The sequence below is a fragment of the Winogradskyella eximia genome, assembly GCF_003386165.1.
Classification (GTDB): Bacteria; Bacteroidota; Bacteroidia; order Flavobacteriales; family Flavobacteriaceae; genus Winogradskyella; species Winogradskyella eximia.
This window is the reverse complement of the sequence record NZ_QRDV01000009.1, coordinates 1-19,511: the sequence shown is the minus strand read 5'-3', so window position 1 is coordinate 19,511 and position 19,511 is coordinate 1. Positions and strand designations below refer to the sequence as shown.

Annotated in this window: 15 protein-coding genes; 9 read left to right on the top strand and 6 right to left on the bottom strand. The window is 32.7% G+C overall.

Annotated elements, in window-relative coordinates:
• Positions 1–301 precede the first annotated feature (301 nt).
• The 7 genes from gyrB (at position 302) to DFQ10_RS16095 (ending at position 12,004) form a co-directional block, all read left to right on the top strand.
• On the top strand, positions 302–2,251 hold the full coding sequence (gene gyrB / locus DFQ10_RS16125) for a DNA topoisomerase (ATP-hydrolyzing) subunit B (protein WP_115818483.1): 1,950 nt from the start codon (positions 302–304) through the stop codon (positions 2,249–2,251).
• A gap of 186 nt (positions 2,252–2,437) precedes the next feature.
• Positions 2,438–3,490, top strand: a complete 1,053-nt coding sequence (locus DFQ10_RS16120; RefSeq protein WP_115818482.1) for a DUF6588 family protein — start codon at positions 2,438–2,440, stop codon at positions 3,488–3,490.
• Positions 3,491–3,634: 144 nt separating this feature from the next.
• The gene (gene mdh, locus DFQ10_RS16115) at positions 3,635–4,561 is read left to right on the top strand and encodes a malate dehydrogenase (protein WP_115818481.1); all 927 of its coding nucleotides are present in this window, start codon (positions 3,635–3,637) and stop codon (positions 4,559–4,561) included.
• 167 nt (positions 4,562–4,728) lie between these two features.
• Positions 4,729–5,820, top strand: a complete 1,092-nt coding sequence (locus tag DFQ10_RS16110; RefSeq protein ID WP_115818480.1) for an acyltransferase family protein — start codon at positions 4,729–4,731, stop codon at positions 5,818–5,820.
• A gap of 94 nt (positions 5,821–5,914) precedes the next feature.
• Complete coding sequence (locus DFQ10_RS16105) at positions 5,915–6,526, top strand: hypothetical protein (RefSeq protein WP_115818479.1); 612 nt, start codon at positions 5,915–5,917, stop codon at positions 6,524–6,526.
• 176 nt (positions 6,527–6,702) lie between these two features.
• The gene (gene secDF, locus DFQ10_RS16100) at positions 6,703–9,759 is read left to right on the top strand and encodes a protein translocase subunit SecDF (RefSeq protein WP_115818478.1); all 3,057 of its coding nucleotides are present in this window, start codon (positions 6,703–6,705) and stop codon (positions 9,757–9,759) included.
• A gap of 166 nt (positions 9,760–9,925) precedes the next feature.
• A complete protein-coding gene (locus DFQ10_RS16095) occupies positions 9,926–12,004 on the top strand; it encodes a PKD domain-containing protein (RefSeq protein WP_115818477.1) in 2,079 nt (692 codons plus the stop codon).
• A 63-nt stretch (positions 12,005–12,067) separates the two neighbouring features.
• Here DFQ10_RS16095 and DFQ10_RS16090 read toward each other — a convergent pair whose 3' ends face one another.
• The 6 genes from DFQ10_RS16090 to folE all read right to left on the bottom strand — a co-directional run bounded on the left by DFQ10_RS16090 (position 12,068) and on the right by folE (position 16,770).
• Positions 12,068–12,931 (bottom strand): alpha/beta hydrolase family protein, encoded by an 864-nt coding sequence (locus tag DFQ10_RS16090; RefSeq protein ID WP_115818476.1) that lies wholly within the window; start codon positions 12,929–12,931, stop codon positions 12,068–12,070.
• Positions 12,924–13,427, bottom strand: a complete 504-nt coding sequence (locus DFQ10_RS16085) for a DUF192 domain-containing protein (protein ID WP_115818475.1) — start codon at positions 13,425–13,427, stop codon at positions 12,924–12,926. Before DFQ10_RS16085 ends, DFQ10_RS16090 begins: the two co-directional genes overlap by 8 nt.
• Positions 13,427–14,251 carry a prolipoprotein diacylglyceryl transferase gene (gene lgt, locus DFQ10_RS16080; RefSeq protein ID WP_115818474.1) on the bottom strand — a complete coding sequence of 275 codons (825 nt, stop codon included), beginning with the start codon at positions 14,249–14,251 and terminating at the stop codon, positions 13,427–13,429. The genes DFQ10_RS16085 and lgt overlap by 1 nt, the downstream gene beginning before the upstream one ends.
• Before the next feature lie 65 nt (positions 14,252–14,316).
• Positions 14,317–14,550: a membrane protein insertion efficiency factor YidD gene (gene yidD / locus DFQ10_RS16075; protein WP_115818473.1), complete on the bottom strand. Its 234-nt coding sequence runs from the start codon at positions 14,548–14,550 to the stop codon at positions 14,317–14,319.
• Between the two features lie 2 nt (positions 14,551–14,552).
• Entirely contained in the window at positions 14,553–16,034 is a 1,482-nt protein-coding gene (cysS, locus tag DFQ10_RS16070; protein WP_115818472.1) for a cysteine--tRNA ligase, read from the bottom strand.
• Positions 16,035–16,092: 58 nt separating this feature from the next.
• Positions 16,093–16,770, bottom strand: a complete 678-nt coding sequence (folE, locus tag DFQ10_RS16065; RefSeq protein WP_115818471.1) for a GTP cyclohydrolase I FolE — start codon at positions 16,768–16,770, stop codon at positions 16,093–16,095.
• 198 nt (positions 16,771–16,968) lie between these two features.
• On the opposite strand from folE, the gene DFQ10_RS16060 reads away from it, so the two are divergent.
• Together DFQ10_RS16060 and DFQ10_RS16055 are read left to right on the top strand one after the other, a co-directional pair.
• Positions 16,969–17,421: a hypothetical protein gene (locus DFQ10_RS16060; RefSeq protein ID WP_147299238.1), complete on the top strand. Its 453-nt coding sequence runs from the start codon at positions 16,969–16,971 to the stop codon at positions 17,419–17,421.
• Positions 17,422–17,524: 103 nt separating this feature from the next.
• Positions 17,525–19,511, top strand: a 1,987-nt coding sequence (locus tag DFQ10_RS16055) for a PKD domain-containing protein (RefSeq protein ID WP_115818640.1), incomplete at its 3' end; no start/stop codon positions are given.

Here is a 19,511-nt window from a genome sequence, read left to right as displayed (position 1 = left end):
CATAAATTGACTTTTGTAGGTCTATTTAATATAAATTTTAATCTCAAAATCTCGCATTTGCGAGATTTTGTGTTTTACTCTTGCGCTTATGCTAAGTTTAATTTTGTAAAATCGATTTTAAGGCCTTTTTTGAGCGATTTAAGACACTTTTTTAATAATTAACAAATGTTGATAATTTTTGTACGTAATGCGTAAAATGCTTTTAAAAACCTTTAATAATCCTTATATTTGTTAGTATTCAAAAATGATGCACTTGTGTCATTTTTTTATGCGATAAATCGAATTAAAACTTATTAAAATAATGAGCGAGAAAAGAGAAGAGTTTAACAAGGATAATTATTCAGCAGATAGTATTCAGGCTCTAGAAGGTATGGAGCACGTGCGTATGCGTCCTTCTATGTATATTGGTGATGTTGGTGTACGTGGTTTGCACCATTTAGTATATGAAGTAGTTGATAACTCTATTGATGAAGCATTAGCTGGTCATTGTGATAATATCACTGTTATCATTAATGAAGATAATTCTATTACCACAGAAGATGATGGTCGTGGTATTCCTGTAGATTTACACAAAAAAGAAGGTGTTTCTGCATTAGAGGTTGTAATGACTAAAATTGGTGCAGGTGGAAAATTTGATAAAGATTCTTATAAAGTTTCTGGTGGTTTACACGGTGTTGGTGTAAGTTGTGTAAACGCATTGTCTGAGCATCTTAAAGCAACGGTTTATAGAAAAGGTGAGATTTGGGAACAAGAGTATGAGCGTGGTAAAGCGATGTATCCTGTAAAAAAGGTTGGTGAGACAGACAAGAGAGGAACGATTGTTACTTTTAAGCCAGACCCAACAATTTTCACTCAAATTTTAGAATATAACTACGATACCTTAGCAAGTCGTTTACGTGAATTGGCTTATTTAAATAAAGGCATTACAATTCATTTAATTGATAAGCGTCATAAAAAAGATGATGGTGAATTTGAGGGTGAAACATTTCATTCTGAAGAAGGTCTTAAAGAATTTATCAAGTTTTTAGATGGAAACAGAGAGCCTTTAATGAAAGATGTTATTTCGTTTGAAGGTGAAAAGAATGGTGTACCTGTTGAGGTTGCTATGATTTATAATACATCTTACGCAGAAAATTTACACTCATACGTAAACAATATTAATACACATGAAGGTGGAACACACCTTTCTGGTTTCCGTCGTGGATTAACACATACCCTTAAAAAGTATGCTGATGAATCTGGAATGTTAGACAAATTAAAGTTTGATATTGCAGGTGATGATTTCCGTGAAGGTTTAACAGCTATTATTTCGGTAAAAGTACAAGAACCGCAATTTGAGGGGCAAACAAAAACGAAGTTAGGTAACCGTGAAGTATCAGCATCTGTGTCACAAGCCGTTTCTGAAATGCTTACAGATTATTTAGAAGAGCATCCGGATGATGCTAAGATAATAGTTCAAAAAGTTATTCTAGCAGCTCAAGCACGTCATGCAGCTCAAAAAGCTCGTGAAATGGTACAACGTAAAACTGTAATGAGTATTGGTGGTTTACCTGGTAAATTATCAGATTGTTCTGAGCAAGATCCTGCAAAATGCGAAGTTTATCTAGTCGAGGGAGATTCGGCAGGTGGTACTGCAAAACAAGGTAGAGATAGAATGTTTCAAGCTATTTTGCCATTAAGAGGTAAGATTCTTAATGTAGAAAAAGCCATGACGCATAAGGTTTTTGAAAATGAAGAAATCAAAAATATCTTTACAGCTTTAGGTGTAACTATCGGAACAGAAGAAGATAGTAAAGCTTTAAACCTTTCAAAATTAAGATACCATAAAATTGTGATTATGTGTGATGCCGATATCGATGGTTCGCATATTGAAACTTTAATCTTAACGTTCTTTTTCCGTTACATGAAGGAGTTAATTGAAAATGGCCACATATACATAGCAACACCACCTTTATTCTTAGTGAAAAAAGGTACAAAAAAAGAATATGCTTGGAATGATGAAGAGCGTTTAGCTTTAATGGAGCGCTATGGTGATGGGGCTAAAATTCAACGTTACAAAGGTCTTGGAGAGATGAATGCTGAGCAACTTTGGGATACTACAATGAATCCTGAGTTTAGAACATTACGTCAAATTCAAATAGATAATGGAGTAGAGGCAGATCGTGTATTCTCAATGCTAATGGGAGACGAAGTGCCGCCACGTAGAGAGTTTATTGAAAAGAATGCTATTTATGCTAATATTGATGCATAATTGCTAGTCTATCAAATACAAATCTGAAGTATATATTTCAGTTATTAAAACACCCATAATTGGGTGTTTTTTTGTTTTAAGCTGTTTTTAACTACAATACAGGGTCGTTAAAACGCAAAAATAAACGATTAAGTGTTGTTTTTCAATTTAATTTTATATGTTTACGGCAAACTAAAACCAAGATATATGAAAAATTTAATCGCTTCAATTCTTTTAATTGTAAGTTTTCAATTCGCTAAAGCTCAGGATTTAGAGACTATTCTTTTGGCAGCAGACGATGCTAGTTTGTTATCTCAAAACTATTTAAAACCTGCAATGGAAGGTTTAATGTATAGTATGAATGGTAGTTGGGCAACAACGGCCAAAGTTCATAAGAAATTTGGATTTGATTTAACCATAGGAGTAAACGCTTCACTAGTTCCAGATAAAGCTAAGGCTTTTGCTTTTGTGCCAAGTGATTATTCATATTTAACATTAGCTAATAATGAAACAGAATTACAAACCGTAATGAGTGAAGACGATTCAGAAGTGATGGTTAATGTGAAAATCCCTAATGAAAATGGTAACGGAACATACAGAGTTGTGAGTTTTACTATGCCAGGGGGTATTACAGAAGATTTACCAGTAAATGCTGTGCCTGCTCCAGTAGTTCAGATTGGTTTTGGCTTACCATTTAAAACGGATATTAAAGCACGTTTTGTGCCGACACAACGCTATGATGACGTTGAGGCGAAATTACTAGGATTTGGTTTACAACACGACTTAACACAGTATTTAGGCATAATAGATAAGTCTCCATTAAGTGTTTCAGTATTGGGTGCATTTACAAATATGAGTGTTACCTATGATATGGACGACCAAGATGCATCAGATAATGTACAAGTTATTAATGGAGAAGCAGAATTTAAGATGAATACTTGGACCGTTCAAGCATTAGCGTCATTAGATTTTAAATTCTTGACTATTTACGGGAGTGCTGGTTATAATAGCGGAAAAACAACAGCTAAAATGAAAGGGGATTATATATTAACGTATGATATTGAGGATGAAAACGGAAATCCTGCCGGATTGCCAGAAGACGTAAATATTACTGACCCAGTAAATTTAGACTTTGAAGCTAATGGAATGCGAGCAACATTAGGCATGCGATTAAATCTAAGCATTTTTAAAATATTTGCAGATTATACGTTTCAAAACTATAATACAGCAACTGTTGGTATTGCTTTCAGTGTTAGATAAGTAATAGTTATAATGTTTAAAAAAGAGCAATCATCTGATTGCTCTTTTTTTTATTTTAATAGTATGATTAATGTCATGGAAATTAAAACCTAAAACCTTAAATTTGTATACTAAATTATTTAACGGATAAAAAATAAAATAGATATGAAAGTAACCGTAGTAGGCGCAGGTGCAGTAGGCGCAAGTTGTGCAGAGTATATAGCAATTAAAAACTTTGCTTCAGAAGTTGTAATCTTAGATATTAAAGAAGGTTATGCAGAAGGGAAAGCAATGGATTTAATGCAGTGTGCATCCTTAAATGGATTTGATACTAAAATTACAGGAAGCACTAACGATTATGCAAAAACAGCAAATAGTGATATTTGTGTAATAACTTCAGGTATTCCTCGTAAACCAGGAATGACACGTGAAGAATTAATAGGAATTAACGCTGGTATTGTAAAAACAGTATCTTCTAGTTTAGTTGAGCACTCTCCAAACACTATAATTATTGTAGTGAGCAACCCAATGGATACCATGACATATTTGGTGCACAAAACAACAGGTTTACCAAAACATAGAATTATTGGAATGGGTGGAGCTTTAGATTCTGCACGTTTTAAATATAGATTAGCAGAAGCATTAGAAGCACCAATTAGTGATGTGGACGGAATGGTGATTGGTGGACATAGTGATACAGGTATGGTACCATTAATTTCTCATGCAACAAGAAACAGTATTAAAGTATCTGAATTTTTGTCTGAAGACCGTTTAAATCAGGTAGCAGAAGATACTAAAGTAGGAGGAGCAACATTAACAAAACTTTTAGGAACATCTGCTTGGTATGCTCCAGGAGCAGCAGTAAGTGGGTTAGTGCAGGCTATTGCTTGCGACCAAAAGAAAATATTCCCATGTTCTACTTTATTAGATGGTGAATATGGTTTAAGCGACTTATGTATTGGTGTACCAGTAATTTTAGGTAGAAACGGCATCGAGAAGATTGTAGATGTATCATTAAGTGATGCAGAGAAAGAACACATGAAAGCAAGTGCAGAAGGTGTTAAGAAGACTAATAATTTATTAGAATTATAAGAATTATTTTTTTAGAATAAGAAAGAGGATTGTTGGTGCAATCCTCTTTTTTTATTAAGATTAATGACCTTTAAAATGATAATTTTAGATTAATTATAAATGTGCCTTTAAATTAGTCGTTATGGCACTTTTATATTTAACTTTTTAAACAACCTACGCTGTTGATAATGAAGTATTTAAATTCTATAAACCACTACAGAGCCCTAGCTATTGTATTTATTGTTGCGATACATGCCCAATTTGTAGCTGGTCTAAAACTAGATACTTACATCAATCAATTTTTTTTCAATGTAATTAGTGGAGCAACTTTAAATTTTTCTTTTATCTCTGGCTTTGTGTTTTATCTCGTATTATATAAGAGGTATAAGTACTCAACTTTTGTTAGAGGACGCGTAAATAGATTTTTAAAGCCATACTTGGTTTTATCAATATTACCAATTGTTGTTAGTTTAATTATTATGCCGATGTATTGGGATAATTCTAATTTAGCAGCATATAATAGCTGGTTTTGGTATATAATTTCAATATTTAAATATGTCATTACAGGAGCTCATATTACGGCATATTGGTACATCCCTTTTGTGATTATTATGACGCTAATGTCACCACTGCATGTAAAGTTTATTAAACTTAAATTCAAACAGCAACTCATCATATTTGGTGTACTCTTAATAATTGCTTCAGTTGTGCAAAGACCTTATACCCGAACGTTTTTATTTCAAGCTGTTCAATCTACGATTTATTTTACACCATTATATTTAATGGGAATAATGTGTGCCATGCATAAGGATAGAATTTATAAACTATTAAAAGGTAAAGATGTTTACCTCTTAATCATTGCCTTAGGCTTTGTTGTTTTACAGACAAATAATGGTGTTTTAGGTCTTTACAAAAATCAATTTTTGGCCTACAATGGTGTAGATTTAATAGTATTTAAAATGGTTTTTATGTGCTTATTTTTTATGGTGTGGTTACATCGATTTGAACATGTGAGAAGTACTATTATAAACAGTTTAGCAAATACAAGTTTCGCTATTTATTTTTTACATGTTTATGTTTTAAAGCTTATTTTAACAATAAAAAACTATTATAATTTAAGTTTTGAAGGCTATACGTTGTTATCTTATATTGTAATTATCTTGCTTATGTTAGGGATGAGTATGATTGTTGCTATAGGTGTTAATAGGCTATTTCCTAATTATTCATTTTATCTCATTGGTTATGGTAAAAAACCATCTAAGGATTTAAAAAAGAATTAAATTAATCCATTTATAATTTCGAAGGTTGAGGATTAAAAGTTTACAATTCAAATTCATATAGAAAAACCTTTGTTTTTTTACTTATATTTGGCGCATGAAAACTAAATTACATTTAGGGATATTAGTTGTGGTCTTAGCGTTTTTAGGAACGATTATGGATCAAAAAACGGTACCTAATCAGCAGATTGTAGTTCAGTTTTTGGATAAATCAGTTTCTTTAGAAGACTCTGAAGAAGCTATTGAATCTATTCAATACAAATTACAAAGTATAGGTGTTACTCATATTCAGATTGGTCAAAATAGAGACGGCCAACTTAGAATTACCTATCATAGCGATTCCGATGTTTCACACATTCAAGATGTACTTTTTAAGGGTGACGATTTTGATATAGCTTACCAAGCTTCTCAACAACAGTCAGATAATTTACCTAAAGAAAGAGAGGCAAATGATTACGAACTCAATATTTCAGAAATTAAGTCAGGTACTGATTTTAATTGGGATTTTGAAGGTACTCAAGTAACTGAAGTCAATCAAAAAACGGATCATTCTAATCAACTTCAAGTAAATTATTCTGGTAAGCCGTTTAGTGTAAAACCAGTCAATAGCATAGTAAATGTGGCAGTTGCCGCTAATAATACGGTTGTAAATGCTATAAACCAACTTTCTTACGAAATTCCTGAAGTCAGAGCAGGACCAATTTCATAATTGGATTATTCAATTTGGAATAATTCGAACTTCATAAAAGGTCTTTTTTATCTCTAAAAAGATCAAAATCTAATTCATAAAAAACATTGTCGGGTTTTGGTGTAAAGGCTATATTTGCGCCCAGAAAATTATAATTAAAATTATAATTAAAATTCGATATTAAATAAACAATTACAATGCAAAACAAAGGAATAATTAAGCTTTTTGCGCTTTTATTTGGTTTGGTAAGTATTTACCAATTATCATTTACGTTTAAAGCGAATCAAATTGAAGATACGGCTGAGCAAGCGGCTATAGCTAAGTACGCAGAAACAGAAGACGATTATCAAACTAAACGAAACATAGAGGAGATTCGTTACTTAGATTCATTAAAAACTTCTAAAATTAAAGTAGGAGATAAGTTTGAATCTATTGACGTTTACAACTTAGGTTTTGCAAAATACTCTTATACTGAAGTAGAAAATAATGCCATGAACCTTGGTTTAGACCTTAAAGGAGGTATTAATGTTATTCTTCAAATTTCAGTAAGAGACATTTTAAAAGGTTTAGCAAATAATAGTAAAGATCCTATTTTTAATAAGGCTCTAGATGATGCTGAAGAATTACAAAAAGATTCACAAGATTCATATTTACAATCGTTCTTTACGGCATTTGACGCTATTAAAGGTGTTACAAAATTAGCATCTCCAGATATTTTTGCTAATAGAACGTTAAGTGATGAGATTAAATTCGATATGTCAGATAACGAAGTTAAAAGTATTATTGAAACAAAAATTGACGAATCTATTGTTTCTGCTTTCGAAGTATTACGTAAGCGTATTGATAAGTTTGGTGTAACATCTCCAAACATTCAACGTTTAGGGAACTCAGGTCGTATTCTTTTAGAATTACCAGGAGCTAAAGATATTGAGCGTGTTAAAGATTTAGTAACTAAGACAGCACAATTACAGTTTTGGGAGACGTATAAGACTCAAGAAGTTTTACCATATTTAATGGAAGTTAACCAAAAATTGATTGAAGAAAATAAAAAGAAAGAAGCAAAAGAAGAAACGAAGGAAGAGGTTGTAGATGCAGCTGAGGTTCAGGATGAAACTTCTAGTGCTATTGATGAGTTAACAGGTCAGATAGAAACAGATTCTACAAACGTAGCAGATATCAATCCTTTAGGTATTCAAGGTTATGGAAATGGTGGTTCTGTTGTTGGTATGTTCTTAGCTAAAGACAAAGAAAAAGTTATGGCGCATTTAAATGCACCAAAAAACAGAGCGTCTTTACCTGCAGAAATGCGTTACGTAAGATTTGTTTGGGGAATTCAGAATGAGGATTCTGAGTTTTCAGAGCTTTATGCTGTTAAAGGTAATAGAGACAATGAACCAGAATTAAGTGGAGCTGTAATTACAGATGCAAGACAAGATTACGATCAAGTTAGTAGACCAGCAGTAAGCATGCAAATGAATGCTAAAGGTGCTAAGATTTGGGAGGAAATGACCAAAAAGGCTTATGAAACTCAAGGTTATATTGCTATCGTATTAGATAATATAGTGTATTCTGCACCAAGTGTATCTTCTGGCCCAATTGCTGGAGGAAACTCTCAAATATCTGGAGCATTTTCATTAACAGAAGCTGTCGATTTAGCAAACGTTTTAAGAGCTGGTAAATTACCTGCTTCTGCTCAAATTGTACAAGCAGATGAGGTTGGACCTTCATTAGGACAAGAAGCTATTGATAGTGGTATGAAATCATTTATTATTGCTTTAGCATTTGTATTGCTTTGGATGATATTTTACTACGGAAAATCTGGTGGATTTGCAGATATCGCATTATTATTAAACATCTTATTAATCTTTGGTGTATTAGCAAGTTTAGGTGCTGTGCTTACATTACCTGGTATTGCAGGTATTGTATTAACGATTGGTATTTCAGTCGATGCTAACGTACTTATTTTTGAACGTATAAAAGAAGAAATAGCAAAAGGTAAATCGCAAAAAGAATCTATAAAAGATGGTTTCTCTAACGCTTTATCTTCAATTTTAGATGCCAATATTACAACCGGTTTAACCGCTTTAATATTATTTGTATTTGGTACTGGTCCAATCAAAGGTTTCGCAACAACTTTAATCATTGGTATTTTAACATCATTATTTACTGCAATTTTTATAACACGTTTATTAGTTGATTGGTATATAAATAGAGGTGGTAAATTAGATTTCTCTACAAGTTTAACTAAGAACTTATTTACCAATGTAAATATTGATTTCTTAAAGAAACGTAAGATGGCTTATATCATTTCTGGAGCGTTAATTTTAGCGAGTTTAGGTTCGCTTTTTACAACAGGATTAGATCAAGGGATTGATTTTGTTGGTGGACGAACGTACCAAGTACGTTTTGATCAGGATATGAGTGTTGAGGAAGTTAAGAGCGACCTTCACACAGTATTTGAAAGTGCAGAAGTTAAAACTATTGGTGGTCCAAACCAATTAAAGATTTCTACTAAGTATTTGGTTGAGGATAGTTCTACTGAAGCTGATGAAAAAGTACAATCTATGTTGTTTACAACACTTCAAAAATACCTTCCAGAAGGAATGACATATGCTGAGTTTTTAGATGGTTCAGGAGACAAGAAAATTGGTAAGATGTTATCTAGTAAAGTAAGTCCAACTATTGCAGATGATATTAAAAAATCTTCAATTTGGGCGATTTTAGGATCGTTAGTGGTTGTATTTTTATATATCTTATTAAGATTTAAAAAGTGGCAATTTTCTCTTGGTGCAGTAGCAGCTGTTTTTCATGATGTTTTAATCGTGTTAGGTATCTACTCATTAACATGGAGATTTATGCCATTTAGCATGGAAGTTGATCAAACGTTCATTGCGGCAATCTTAACGGTTATTGGTTACTCGCTTAATGATACTGTTGTTGTATTTGATAGAATTAGAGAATACTTTAACGAAAACTTAGGTTGGAAATTTGATACAACTATTAATCGTTCTATAAACAGTACTATTAGTAGAACATTAAATACATCTTTAACAACTTTAGTTGTATTATTAGCGATGTTCTTATTTGGTGCAGATTCTCTTAAAGATTTATTATTTGCATTAATCGTTGGTGTAATTGTTGGTACATATTCTTCAGTATTTATTGCAACACCAATTATGTACGATACTGCTAAGAAAGGTAACGCAACAGAAGCCCTAAAGAAAAAAGCAAAAGAAGACGGTGAAGAAGCTTAAGTCTTTATAATTATTATTTTGAATTATATTCAGAATTTAAAATGCCTTTCTTGATTGAAAGGCATTTTTTTGTTTTATAATTATTGATCTTTTTACGCAACCTTTTTACAGTTTATGTATCTTTAAAGGGAGAAGTACAGTTTTACTAATATAAAAAACCGCTAAAATGAAAAATTTACTACGCTTATTATTCTTAATGTTAGGATTTTGCAGTTTTGGGCAAGATGTTCTTATGCAAAATGGCACAATAACTGCATGTTCAGGGACATTTTATGATGCAGGTGGCGAATTTGCAAATTACGCAGATAATGAGAGTTATATTATAACAATTTGTCCTGAAGAAATTGGACAACGTACACGATTGGATTTTCAAGAGTTTTCTACCCAACTCAATACTGATTTTTTAACGATCTATGATGGAGATGATGTGTCTGCTCCATCTCTTGGAGTCTATTCAGGCACGCAATCACCAGGTTTATTAATTGCTACATTCGATAATCTAACTGGATGTTTAACAATAGAGTTTACATCTAATTCTACTGATAATGAGATAGGATGGGCTGCAAACATATCATGCACAACTCCGTGTCAAGAAATTACATCTTTATTAGATTCAACCTTTCCAATAGCAAATGCTGAAGGTATTATTGAGGTCTGTATAGGTGATAATATAAACTTAAGTGGTAGTGGTATTTTTGAAACTGATGGAACGGGAGCAAGTTATACTTGGGATTTGGGCGATGGTAATACAGCTTCAGGTCAAACGATTAACGTTTCATACAACATACCAGGTGTCTATTTAGTGAATTTAGATATTAGAGATACAAATACAGATGATATCATTCAAGGTTGTCCAAATACAAATAGTATAAATTTAGTAATACGCGTTTCTGGAGAACCTGATTTTTTAGATACGCAAGCGACAGATAATACCTTGTGCTTTGGGGAAACGACGACTTTAGTAGGTGTTGTAAATCCACTAACCTTAGTTTATAATTGTCCTCCACCAGAAAGTGAATTAACCTTTTTGCCTGATGGTAGCGGAGCAGCTTACAGTACATCTATTAATGTAACTTGCTTTGATTCTGCTCAAGTTCTAACAGATGTTAGTCAGATTGAAAGTATTTGTTTAAATATGGAACATTCGTATTTAGGGGATTTAGATATCGAAATTGTATCGCCAAATGGTCAAGTGGTAAGACTGCATGATCAAGGAGGAGGTTCTGCTAATTTAGGGATTCCTTGGGCAACAGGCACAGTAGATGGTAATAGTTTTGATGTCACACCAGGTAATGGGTTTGATTATTGTTTTGTACCTAATGGTGGATTTCCAACACTAGTAAATGGTATACAGTCAGGTGGTGCTTTTCCTATCGGTAATGATCCAGATATTTATATAGATACTTATGTGCCGGAAGGTAATTACAGTTCTGTTAATTCTCTAGAAGGGCTATTAGGTTCCCCATTAAATGGGAATTGGACAATTTATATTGTTGATAATTTAGCTCAAGATAATGGATATATATTTTCATGGGAACTTAATTTTGATAATAATCTACAATTAGAAGACTTTGATTTTGTACCAGCAATTGTATCTCAATCATGGGATTCTGACTCAAGTATTACAGAGGTTAATGGTAGTACAATTACAGTAGCGCCAGATTCTGCTGGCGAGTTTTGCTATACGTTTAGAACTGTAGATATTTTTGGATGTGAATACACTAAAGAAGTTTGTGTTAATGTAACAGAAGAAGGTGCACCTCCAATAACGTATTATGAAGACTTAGATGGTGATGGTTATGGAGATCCTAATAGTAGCATCGAAGACTGTTCTGATACTCCTCCATTAGGATATGTGGTAAATGGTTTAGATTGTAATGATACTAATGGTTTAATTAATCCAGAGGCAGAGGATTCTGAAGGCAATGCGATTGATGAAAACTGTGATGGAGTTGATGGAGATACTTTAGGTTTAGAAGATTTTAACTTAGATGATATTAAAGTCTTGTCTAATCCATTTAGCGACCATTTAATAATAAATGTGCCAACTATTTTAAACGGAAGTCAATTGAATATTACTATTTATGACTTAAACGGTCGTAGGGTTTACCATAATAAGCATTCAGTTAGCACTAATCAAATCACAATTAATAATCTAGATGAATTAGGGAAATCGACCTATTTATTAGAGATATCTAATGAAGAGTTTGGGTTAAATATTGTAAAGAAATTAGTGAAGCTATAGATTTATAGAATTATAAAAATGCCTTTGTTAATTGAAAGGCATTTTTTTATAATAACTTAATAGTTACGAGTTATTCTCAATCCATTCATGTGTCATTTTCCATAGTGACGCTTTAAATTGATTTCTAAAGAACCCAAAATGTCCAACATCAGATATGCCTAAATCATTTGGGACTATATGACGTCTATCTACGTTAGCATTACTAAATTGTTGAGCCAACCAATCTACTGAAGATTTTGAAGCAAATTCATCTCTAGTAAAACTTAACACAAGTAAATGTTTATTATAATTTTTGAATTGAAGATCATCAAACTCAAATTCGCTCAGTAAATAATCTTTGTGTTTCCCCAAACGTCTCCATTGATAAACCATTTGTTTCGGTAGATTTTCGAAAAGTCCTAATTTCTTTGCAGGAAAATATCCAAATATAGGAGTAAGTGCAGGAATGAGCATATACCAAAACGCGAACATTTTAAAACGTTCAAAACCTTTCCAATGTTTCCAATAACCACTTTGTGAAGCAATAGTAATTATGGTGTCTATTTGAGATATTTCTTTATTGAAGGCTAGTATCTGACCACCAATACTATGCGTAATGATGGTTATTTTATGTTCTGAATTTTGTGATTTTGCATAGTTTACAATAGACGCTTGATCATTTTCTCCCCAAGCTTTTAGATCAATTGTGTTTTGTTTTAAATCGGCAATATTAAAATGGGATTTTCCAATGCCAGAATAATCGAAGGTGTAAACTGTATATCCTAATTCTGAAAAATATAAAGCAAACTTAAAATAATAATGTTGTAATACTCCAGTAGCCGAAGAAATGATAATACTTTTATTATTTGAACATTTTGGCTTAAAAGAAGTAAGGCTCAGTTGGTGTCCTAAAGGTGTGTTGATATATAGATCTTGCGATCTATTCATTGTTTAATGAAAAATTAATCTTATCACCAACGTCAAGTTGCCATGTGTCTGAAAGTCCTCCATTAATCTCTAAAACATATTTTGCAGGTGCTTCAGATGGCAAAGAAGTTTCGTCCATTGGCTTTGCGTTTTTTTGAATGCTCACAATAGATAGGTCTTCATTAATGTAAATAATATCTAATGGAATCTTTGTGTTTTTCATATAGAAACTACGCATTTGTACGTCAGGAAATATAAATAACATACCATGATTCGTCTCAAGTTTGGTTCTATACATTAAACCGGTTTGAGTTTCGTAGTCATCGTCGGCAATTTCAATAGCTATTGTCTTAATTATAGTATCTGAATCTGCTTTTTTAAGTGTAAGTGTGCCTTCGTTTTTAAAACTAACTACTACTTTGTCTTCAGGTATGGCTTTCTTGTCTTCTTTACAAGAAGAAAGTAACGTAAGTCCAAAAACAAGAAGTGTTGATGATAGAAACAGTTGAAAACGCATTAATCTAGTTTTGTTTTAGGTTTATAGATAAACATAAAGTATAATCCAATAAGTACAAAAGGAATGCTTAGCAGCTGCCCTGTGTTTAACAACCAATCTGCACGTTCTGGATTTTGAGCTTCTTTAACAAACTCTACAAAGAATCTTACGGTCCAAAGTAGTACTAAAAATAAGCCAAATAGAAAGCCTTGTTGTTCAGATTTTTTAGTTTTCCAATAGAAATAAAAGAGAATTAAAAATACAAAAATATAACAGAATGCTTCATACAATTGTGCAGGATGTCTTGGTGCCGTTTCTCCTAATTGATTAAATACAACTCCAAAATCACTACCAGTATATTTTCCTATTATTTCAGAATTAATAAAGTTTCCAATTCTAACAAATACAGCTCCTAAAGCTACAGGAATTACCACGCGATCTAAAATCCAAAGTACCGTCTTATGTAGTACTTTTTTATTGTAGAGGTACATGGAAATAATCATAGCAATAGCAGCTCCATGACTAGCCAAACCTTGAAAGCCAGTAAATTCAAAACCTCCTTTAAACTTAAAAGGTAAAAAGATGCTGAAAAAATCTTCTGTTATAAGTTCTGACTGATAAAAAATAACATGACCTAATCTTGCGCCAAGCATAATGCCTAATACAGAATATATGAATAAGGAATCTAACGATTCTTCAGATTGTCCCTCATTTTTATAAATACGCTTAGTGATCTGAAAGCCTAGAATAAAGGCTGTAATCCACATGAGGCTATAAAAATGAAGCTTAAAAAATCCGAGATCAATAAATTTAATAGGATCCCAATCAATGTGTAATAGAAACATAGAAATTATCTTTATTCGGTAAATATAATATTTTGATTGCGATTGAAAATGAGATTAACGTAATATTAATCTTCTTTAGGTGGAACAGGGTCAAAACCACTTCCTCCCCAAGGATGACAACTAAAAATCCGCTTTATAGCCAACCAACCACCTTTAAAAAATCCATGAACTTCTAAAGCTTCTTTAGCATAATGCGAACAGGTAGGTTGGTATCTACAGGTTGCAGGCGTAAATGGTGATATTATGGTCTGATAGACTTTAATAATAAATAGAAACGGATAGGTTAAAAACTTCTTCACTATTAGTTAGTCGTAAAAGTGGTGCCTTCCCTACTATCATTTAGTTGAATACCAGCTTCAGCTAATTCATTTCTAATTTTATCAGACAATGCGAAGTCTTTATTTAATCGTGCTTCTTTTCTAAGATTGATTAAAATTTCAACGGCTCCAGCTAATTTGTCGTTACTAGTATTTTCTTTCGAAATATTGACTAAACCAAGTACATCAAATACAAAGGTTTCAATAGTTTCTTTTAAAATTAATAGATCGTCAGAAGTTAATGTAGCGCTGCCATCTTTTACTTGGTTGATGAATTTAACAGCTTCAAAAAGCGTAGCAATTAAAATAGGTGTATTAAAATCATCATTCATAGCGTCGTAGCATTTTTGCTTCCATTCGGTAACATTAAATGACGATGTCTTTCCTGTTTTTAGAAGATCGAGTAAACTAATAGCGTCCATAAGTCTATGAAACCCTTTTTCGGCAGCAGCCAAACCAGCATCCGTTAAGTCTAAAATACTTCGGTAAGAGGCTTGCATCATAAAAAAGCGAATGACACTAGGGTTGTAAGCCTTAGACATAATATCGTTGTCTCCTGAAAGTAATTCAGCTGGATTTATGTAATTCCCAGTTGATTTACTCATGCGAGCTCCATTAAGTTCTAACATATTGGCATGCATCCAATATTTTACAGGTGCTTTGCCTTTTGCGGCTTGGTTTTGTGCGATTTCACATTCGTGATGTGGAAATTTTAAATCCATACCTCCACCATGAATATCAAAGTATTCTCCAAGATATTTGGTGCTCATAGCTGTACATTCTAAGTGCCAACCAGGAAATCCGTCGCTCCAAGGTGATGGCCAACGCATAATGTGTGTTGGTTCAGCTTTTTTCCAAAGTGCAAAATCTTGTGGATTCTTTTTGTCGCTTTGTCCATCAAGCGTACGGGTATTATGTATTAAATCCTCTAACTTACGTTTACTTAAAATGCCATACTCTTTAGTTTCATTGTATTTGTGTACATCAAAATAGACAGAGCCATTAACAATGTAAGCAAAGCCATTATCTATAATGGATTGAATTAATTCAATCTGTTCTATAATATGACCAGTAGCTGTAGGTTCAATACTTGGTGGTAAAAAGTTGAAGGTGTTTAGTACATTATGAAAATCTACCGTGTAACGCTGAACGATTTCCATTGGTTCTATAGCCTCCAATCGCGCTTTTTTAGTGATTTTATCTTCACCAACATCGGCATCATTTTCTAAATGTCCAGCATCTGTAATGTTTCTTACGTAACGAACTTTATAACCTAAATGTTTTAAGTAACGAAAAATCATATCGAAGGACATAAAAGTCCTTACATTTCCTAAGTGCACGTTACTATAAACAGTTGGTCCACATACATACATGCCAACATGGCCTTCAGTTATTGGTTGAAAAACTTCTTTTTCACCAGAAAGTGTATTGTATATTTTTAATTTATTTGAATTGTATAATGACATGATGCTATTTTGAAAAATGAATCAATATATTCAGTAACCTAATCTAAATAAATGAAATTTAGAATTGAGTTTCTAATTTTATGTATTCTAAAAGCTCTCTTCGAGTGTCTGATTCTTTAAATTTACCTCCAAATTCTGAAGTAACAGTACTGCTTTCAATATCCCTTATGCCTCGAGAATTTACACATAAATGTTTCGCATCAATAACGCAAGCAACATCATCTGTGTTTAAAACTTTTTGAAGTTCTTTTACAATCTGAATCGTTAAACGTTCTTGAACCTGAGGTCGTTTAGAATAATAATCAACAATTCTATTCATTTTAGATAGTCCTACCACAGTACCATTAGAAATATATGCAATATGTGCTCTACCTACTATTGGTAATAGGTGATGCTCACAAGTAGAATAAACAGTAATATTTTTTTCCACTAGCATTTCGCCATACTTATATTTATTGTCAAAGGTAGAAGCGCTTGGTTTTTTATCAGGATCTAAGCCACTAAATATTTCGTTTACAAACATTTTAGCAACACGATTTGGTGTGCCTTTAAGACTGTCGTCAGTTAAGTCCAAGCCTAGAGTTTCTAAAATATGCTTTACATCATCTTTAATGATATTTATTTTTTCGCTGCTAGATAATTCGAAAGCGTCAGCTCTCAAAGGAGTTTCACTAGATGAACTTAGGTGATCTTCACCTAGTGCATCAATATCATTAAAATCATTTTCAATTTTCATTATAAAATAATTGGTTATCAGTTTTTAAAAACGAAATGCAAAGATAAACAATAAAAATAGTTTCATATAAGGTAGGAGATTTTTAATTATAGCTGTTATATATGTAAAACCGTTAAAAAGTCAATATCATTGACGAATTAACAATTGTTTATATAAAATTTTCTTAATTTTCGAAACTCTAAATATTATGGTTAAGCTATGAAAAAAATACTAATTATTATGACTTTAATAGTCATGCCTTTTTGCATGTCTGGTCAACAATCAAAACAAAAAAATGCACTTCCATTAGCAAAGTTTAATGCTAATGTTAATTTACCATTAACAGCTAAAGAGCGTGCTCAAATTATTGAGGTTTATGGTGATTCTGCAGAGAAACTTGTTTTTAATATGCCGCATCGATTAAAAAGTATAAAGCATATTCTTAGAAATAGAGTAGTTATTAAATTAATCTCAGATGATAAAGATAAAAAGGCATGTCCTAAATTATCTGAAGTGTCTTTGTTTAATGAATCAAACTCAGAAACTAAAGTATTTAATCCAGATACTTTTAATCCATTAAGATATGATTTAAATTTTTATTCAAGAGAGGCTGGTTTGTTTCAAGTTGATAATACTAATTATTATATCATCGTTAAATCTCAGTACCAATAAAATAGTATCGTTTGAAACTAGCGTGTTAAAAGCAATTTTATAGTATAAAATGATTAATTGCTAACAAATAGTGACACTAACAAAGAACAATAAAAGTAAACACATGAAATATTTAATTACAATAATCCCTCTATTATTTTCATCGCTATTATTGGCTCAAGATGTAAATATGCAAACCGCAACTGTAAGTCAATGTGGAGGCATATTTTATGATTCGGGCGGTGAATTTGGTAACTATTCAAATGATGAAGATTTTATTCTAACTATTTGTCCTGAAAACCCAGAGCAAAAAATACAATTAAATTTTATATCATTTACTACACAATTAGGTGTAACACCTGATGTAATGACAATCTATGATGGAGATAGTGTTGCAGCAACCTCTTTTGGAGATTTTTCTGGAACCAATAGTCCAGGTTTAGTTCAGCCTACTGAAGATAATACATCAGGCTGTATTACTATTCAATTTGTGTCAAGTGGATCTGGTAATATTGATGGATGGGCAGCAAACATTACTTGTTTAACACCTTGTCAAACTATTAACTCTCAAATTGATTCAGCATCTCCTGCTCCAAATGGAGATGGATATATTAGAGTGTGTCCAGATGAAGAAATTACGTTAACAGGAAGTGGTGTATTTTCAGTTGATGGAGCCGGAGCTACTTATGAATGGGATTTAGGAGACGGAAATACGGCTTCTGGTCAAACTGCTACATTTTCTTATCCTGATCCAGGTGTATATATTGTGAATTTAAATATTCGTGATGCTAATACTTCTGTTGATCCATTAGGGTGTGATAATAATAATTTAATTAATCAGGTTATTCAAGTTGCTACTGAACCTGATTTCTCAGGTACTGAAGCAGCAAAATCTGTGCTTTGCTTTGGCGATAACACAGATATAACAGGTGTGGTTGAGGCTGTTGAGTTTATAAATAATTGTACACCTCCTGTAAGTGGTATCACGTTTTTACCAGATGGAAGTGGTGCTGTTTACGAGACATCTATTACTGTAGATTGTTATGATTCTGATCAAGAGTTAACGGATATTAGTCAATTGATTAGTATTTGTGTAACTATGGAGCATTCTTATTTAGGTGATTTAGATTTAGAAATTATTTCTCCTAATGGTCAAGTAGTTAGGCTGCATGATCAAGGTGGTGGTAGTGCTAATTTAGGTATTCCTTGGGCTACAGGAACGGTTGATGGTGATAGTAATAATACAACACCAGGAACTGGTAGTCAATATTGTTTTGTGCCTACTGGAGGATTTCCAACGTTAGTTGGTGGTATTCAAACAGGTGGTACGTTTCCTAATGGTAATGGACCTGGTACTTATAATGATTCATTTGTGCCAGGAGGCACATATAGTTCAATAAATTCATTGAATGGTCTTCTTGGTTCCCCTCTTAATGGAGATTGGACCATTAGAATTGTAGATAATCTCGGAGCAGATAATGGCCATGTTTTTGCATGGAGTATAGAGTTTGACCCAAATCTTCAACCTCCAGAACTTTCATTTACACCAGTAATTGAAACGGAAGCATGGGATACGGATGCTACTATCACTAGTACTGCTGGAAATATTATTACAGTTCAACCATCAGCAGCAGGTGTATACTGTTATACTTACAGAGTTACAGATGATTTTGGTTGTGAATATACAGAAGAAGTATGTATAGAAGTTTTACCTGAAATTATTACAGAGAATCCAAATGATTTATATATATGTGATACAGGTATTCCGCCATATATCTTTGACTTAGATTCCAATACCGGAGTTGTTCTTGCTAGTGCAACTAATGTTTCGGAATTAGTGGTTACTTACCATAATACACTTGGAGATGCAAATGCAGATATTAATCCTATAACTGACTCTGGAAGTTATTCAGGTACTGATGGAGAAGTTATATTTATTAGGGTGGAGTATTTAACGTCTGGATGTAACGAGATTTTATCTTTTATCTTGAATGTTGACGGCCAACCGACCATTAATCCAGCCTCAGATTTAGAATTATGTGATGACGAAAGCAACGATGGATTTGAAGAGTTCGATTTAGGATCCCAGACGGCAATTATTTTAGGCTCAC

Coding starts and splice junctions, on each gene's coding strand:
- mdh (WP_115818481.1), top strand. CDS start 3,635: ATGAAAGTAACCGTAGTAGGCGCAGGTGCAGTAGGCGCAAGTTGTGCA.
- DFQ10_RS16085 (WP_115818475.1), bottom strand. CDS start 13,427: ATGCGTTTTCAACTGTTTCTATCATCAACACTTCTTGTTTTTGGACTT.
- DFQ10_RS16120 (WP_115818482.1), top strand. CDS start 2,438: ATGAAAAATTTAATCGCTTCAATTCTTTTAATTGTAAGTTTTCAATTC.
- DFQ10_RS16105 (WP_115818479.1), top strand. CDS start 5,915: ATGAAAACTAAATTACATTTAGGGATATTAGTTGTGGTCTTAGCGTTT.
- secDF (WP_115818478.1), top strand. CDS start 6,703: ATGCAAAACAAAGGAATAATTAAGCTTTTTGCGCTTTTATTTGGTTTG.
- DFQ10_RS16095 (WP_115818477.1), top strand. CDS start 9,926: ATGAAAAATTTACTACGCTTATTATTCTTAATGTTAGGATTTTGCAGT.
- cysS (WP_115818472.1), bottom strand. CDS start 16,034: ATGTCATTATACAATTCAAATAAATTAAAAATATACAATACACTTTCT.
- DFQ10_RS16060 (WP_147299238.1), top strand. CDS start 16,969: ATGAAAAAAATACTAATTATTATGACTTTAATAGTCATGCCTTTTTGC.
- lgt (WP_115818474.1), bottom strand. CDS start 14,251: ATGTTTCTATTACACATTGATTGGGATCCTATTAAATTTATTGATCTC.
- DFQ10_RS16090 (WP_115818476.1), bottom strand. CDS start 12,931: ATGAATAGATCGCAAGATCTATATATCAACACACCTTTAGGACACCAA.
- gyrB (WP_115818483.1), top strand. CDS start 302: ATGAGCGAGAAAAGAGAAGAGTTTAACAAGGATAATTATTCAGCAGAT.
- folE (WP_115818471.1), bottom strand. CDS start 16,770: ATGAAAATTGAAAATGATTTTAATGATATTGATGCACTAGGTGAAGAT.
- DFQ10_RS16110 (WP_115818480.1), top strand. CDS start 4,729: ATGAAGTATTTAAATTCTATAAACCACTACAGAGCCCTAGCTATTGTA.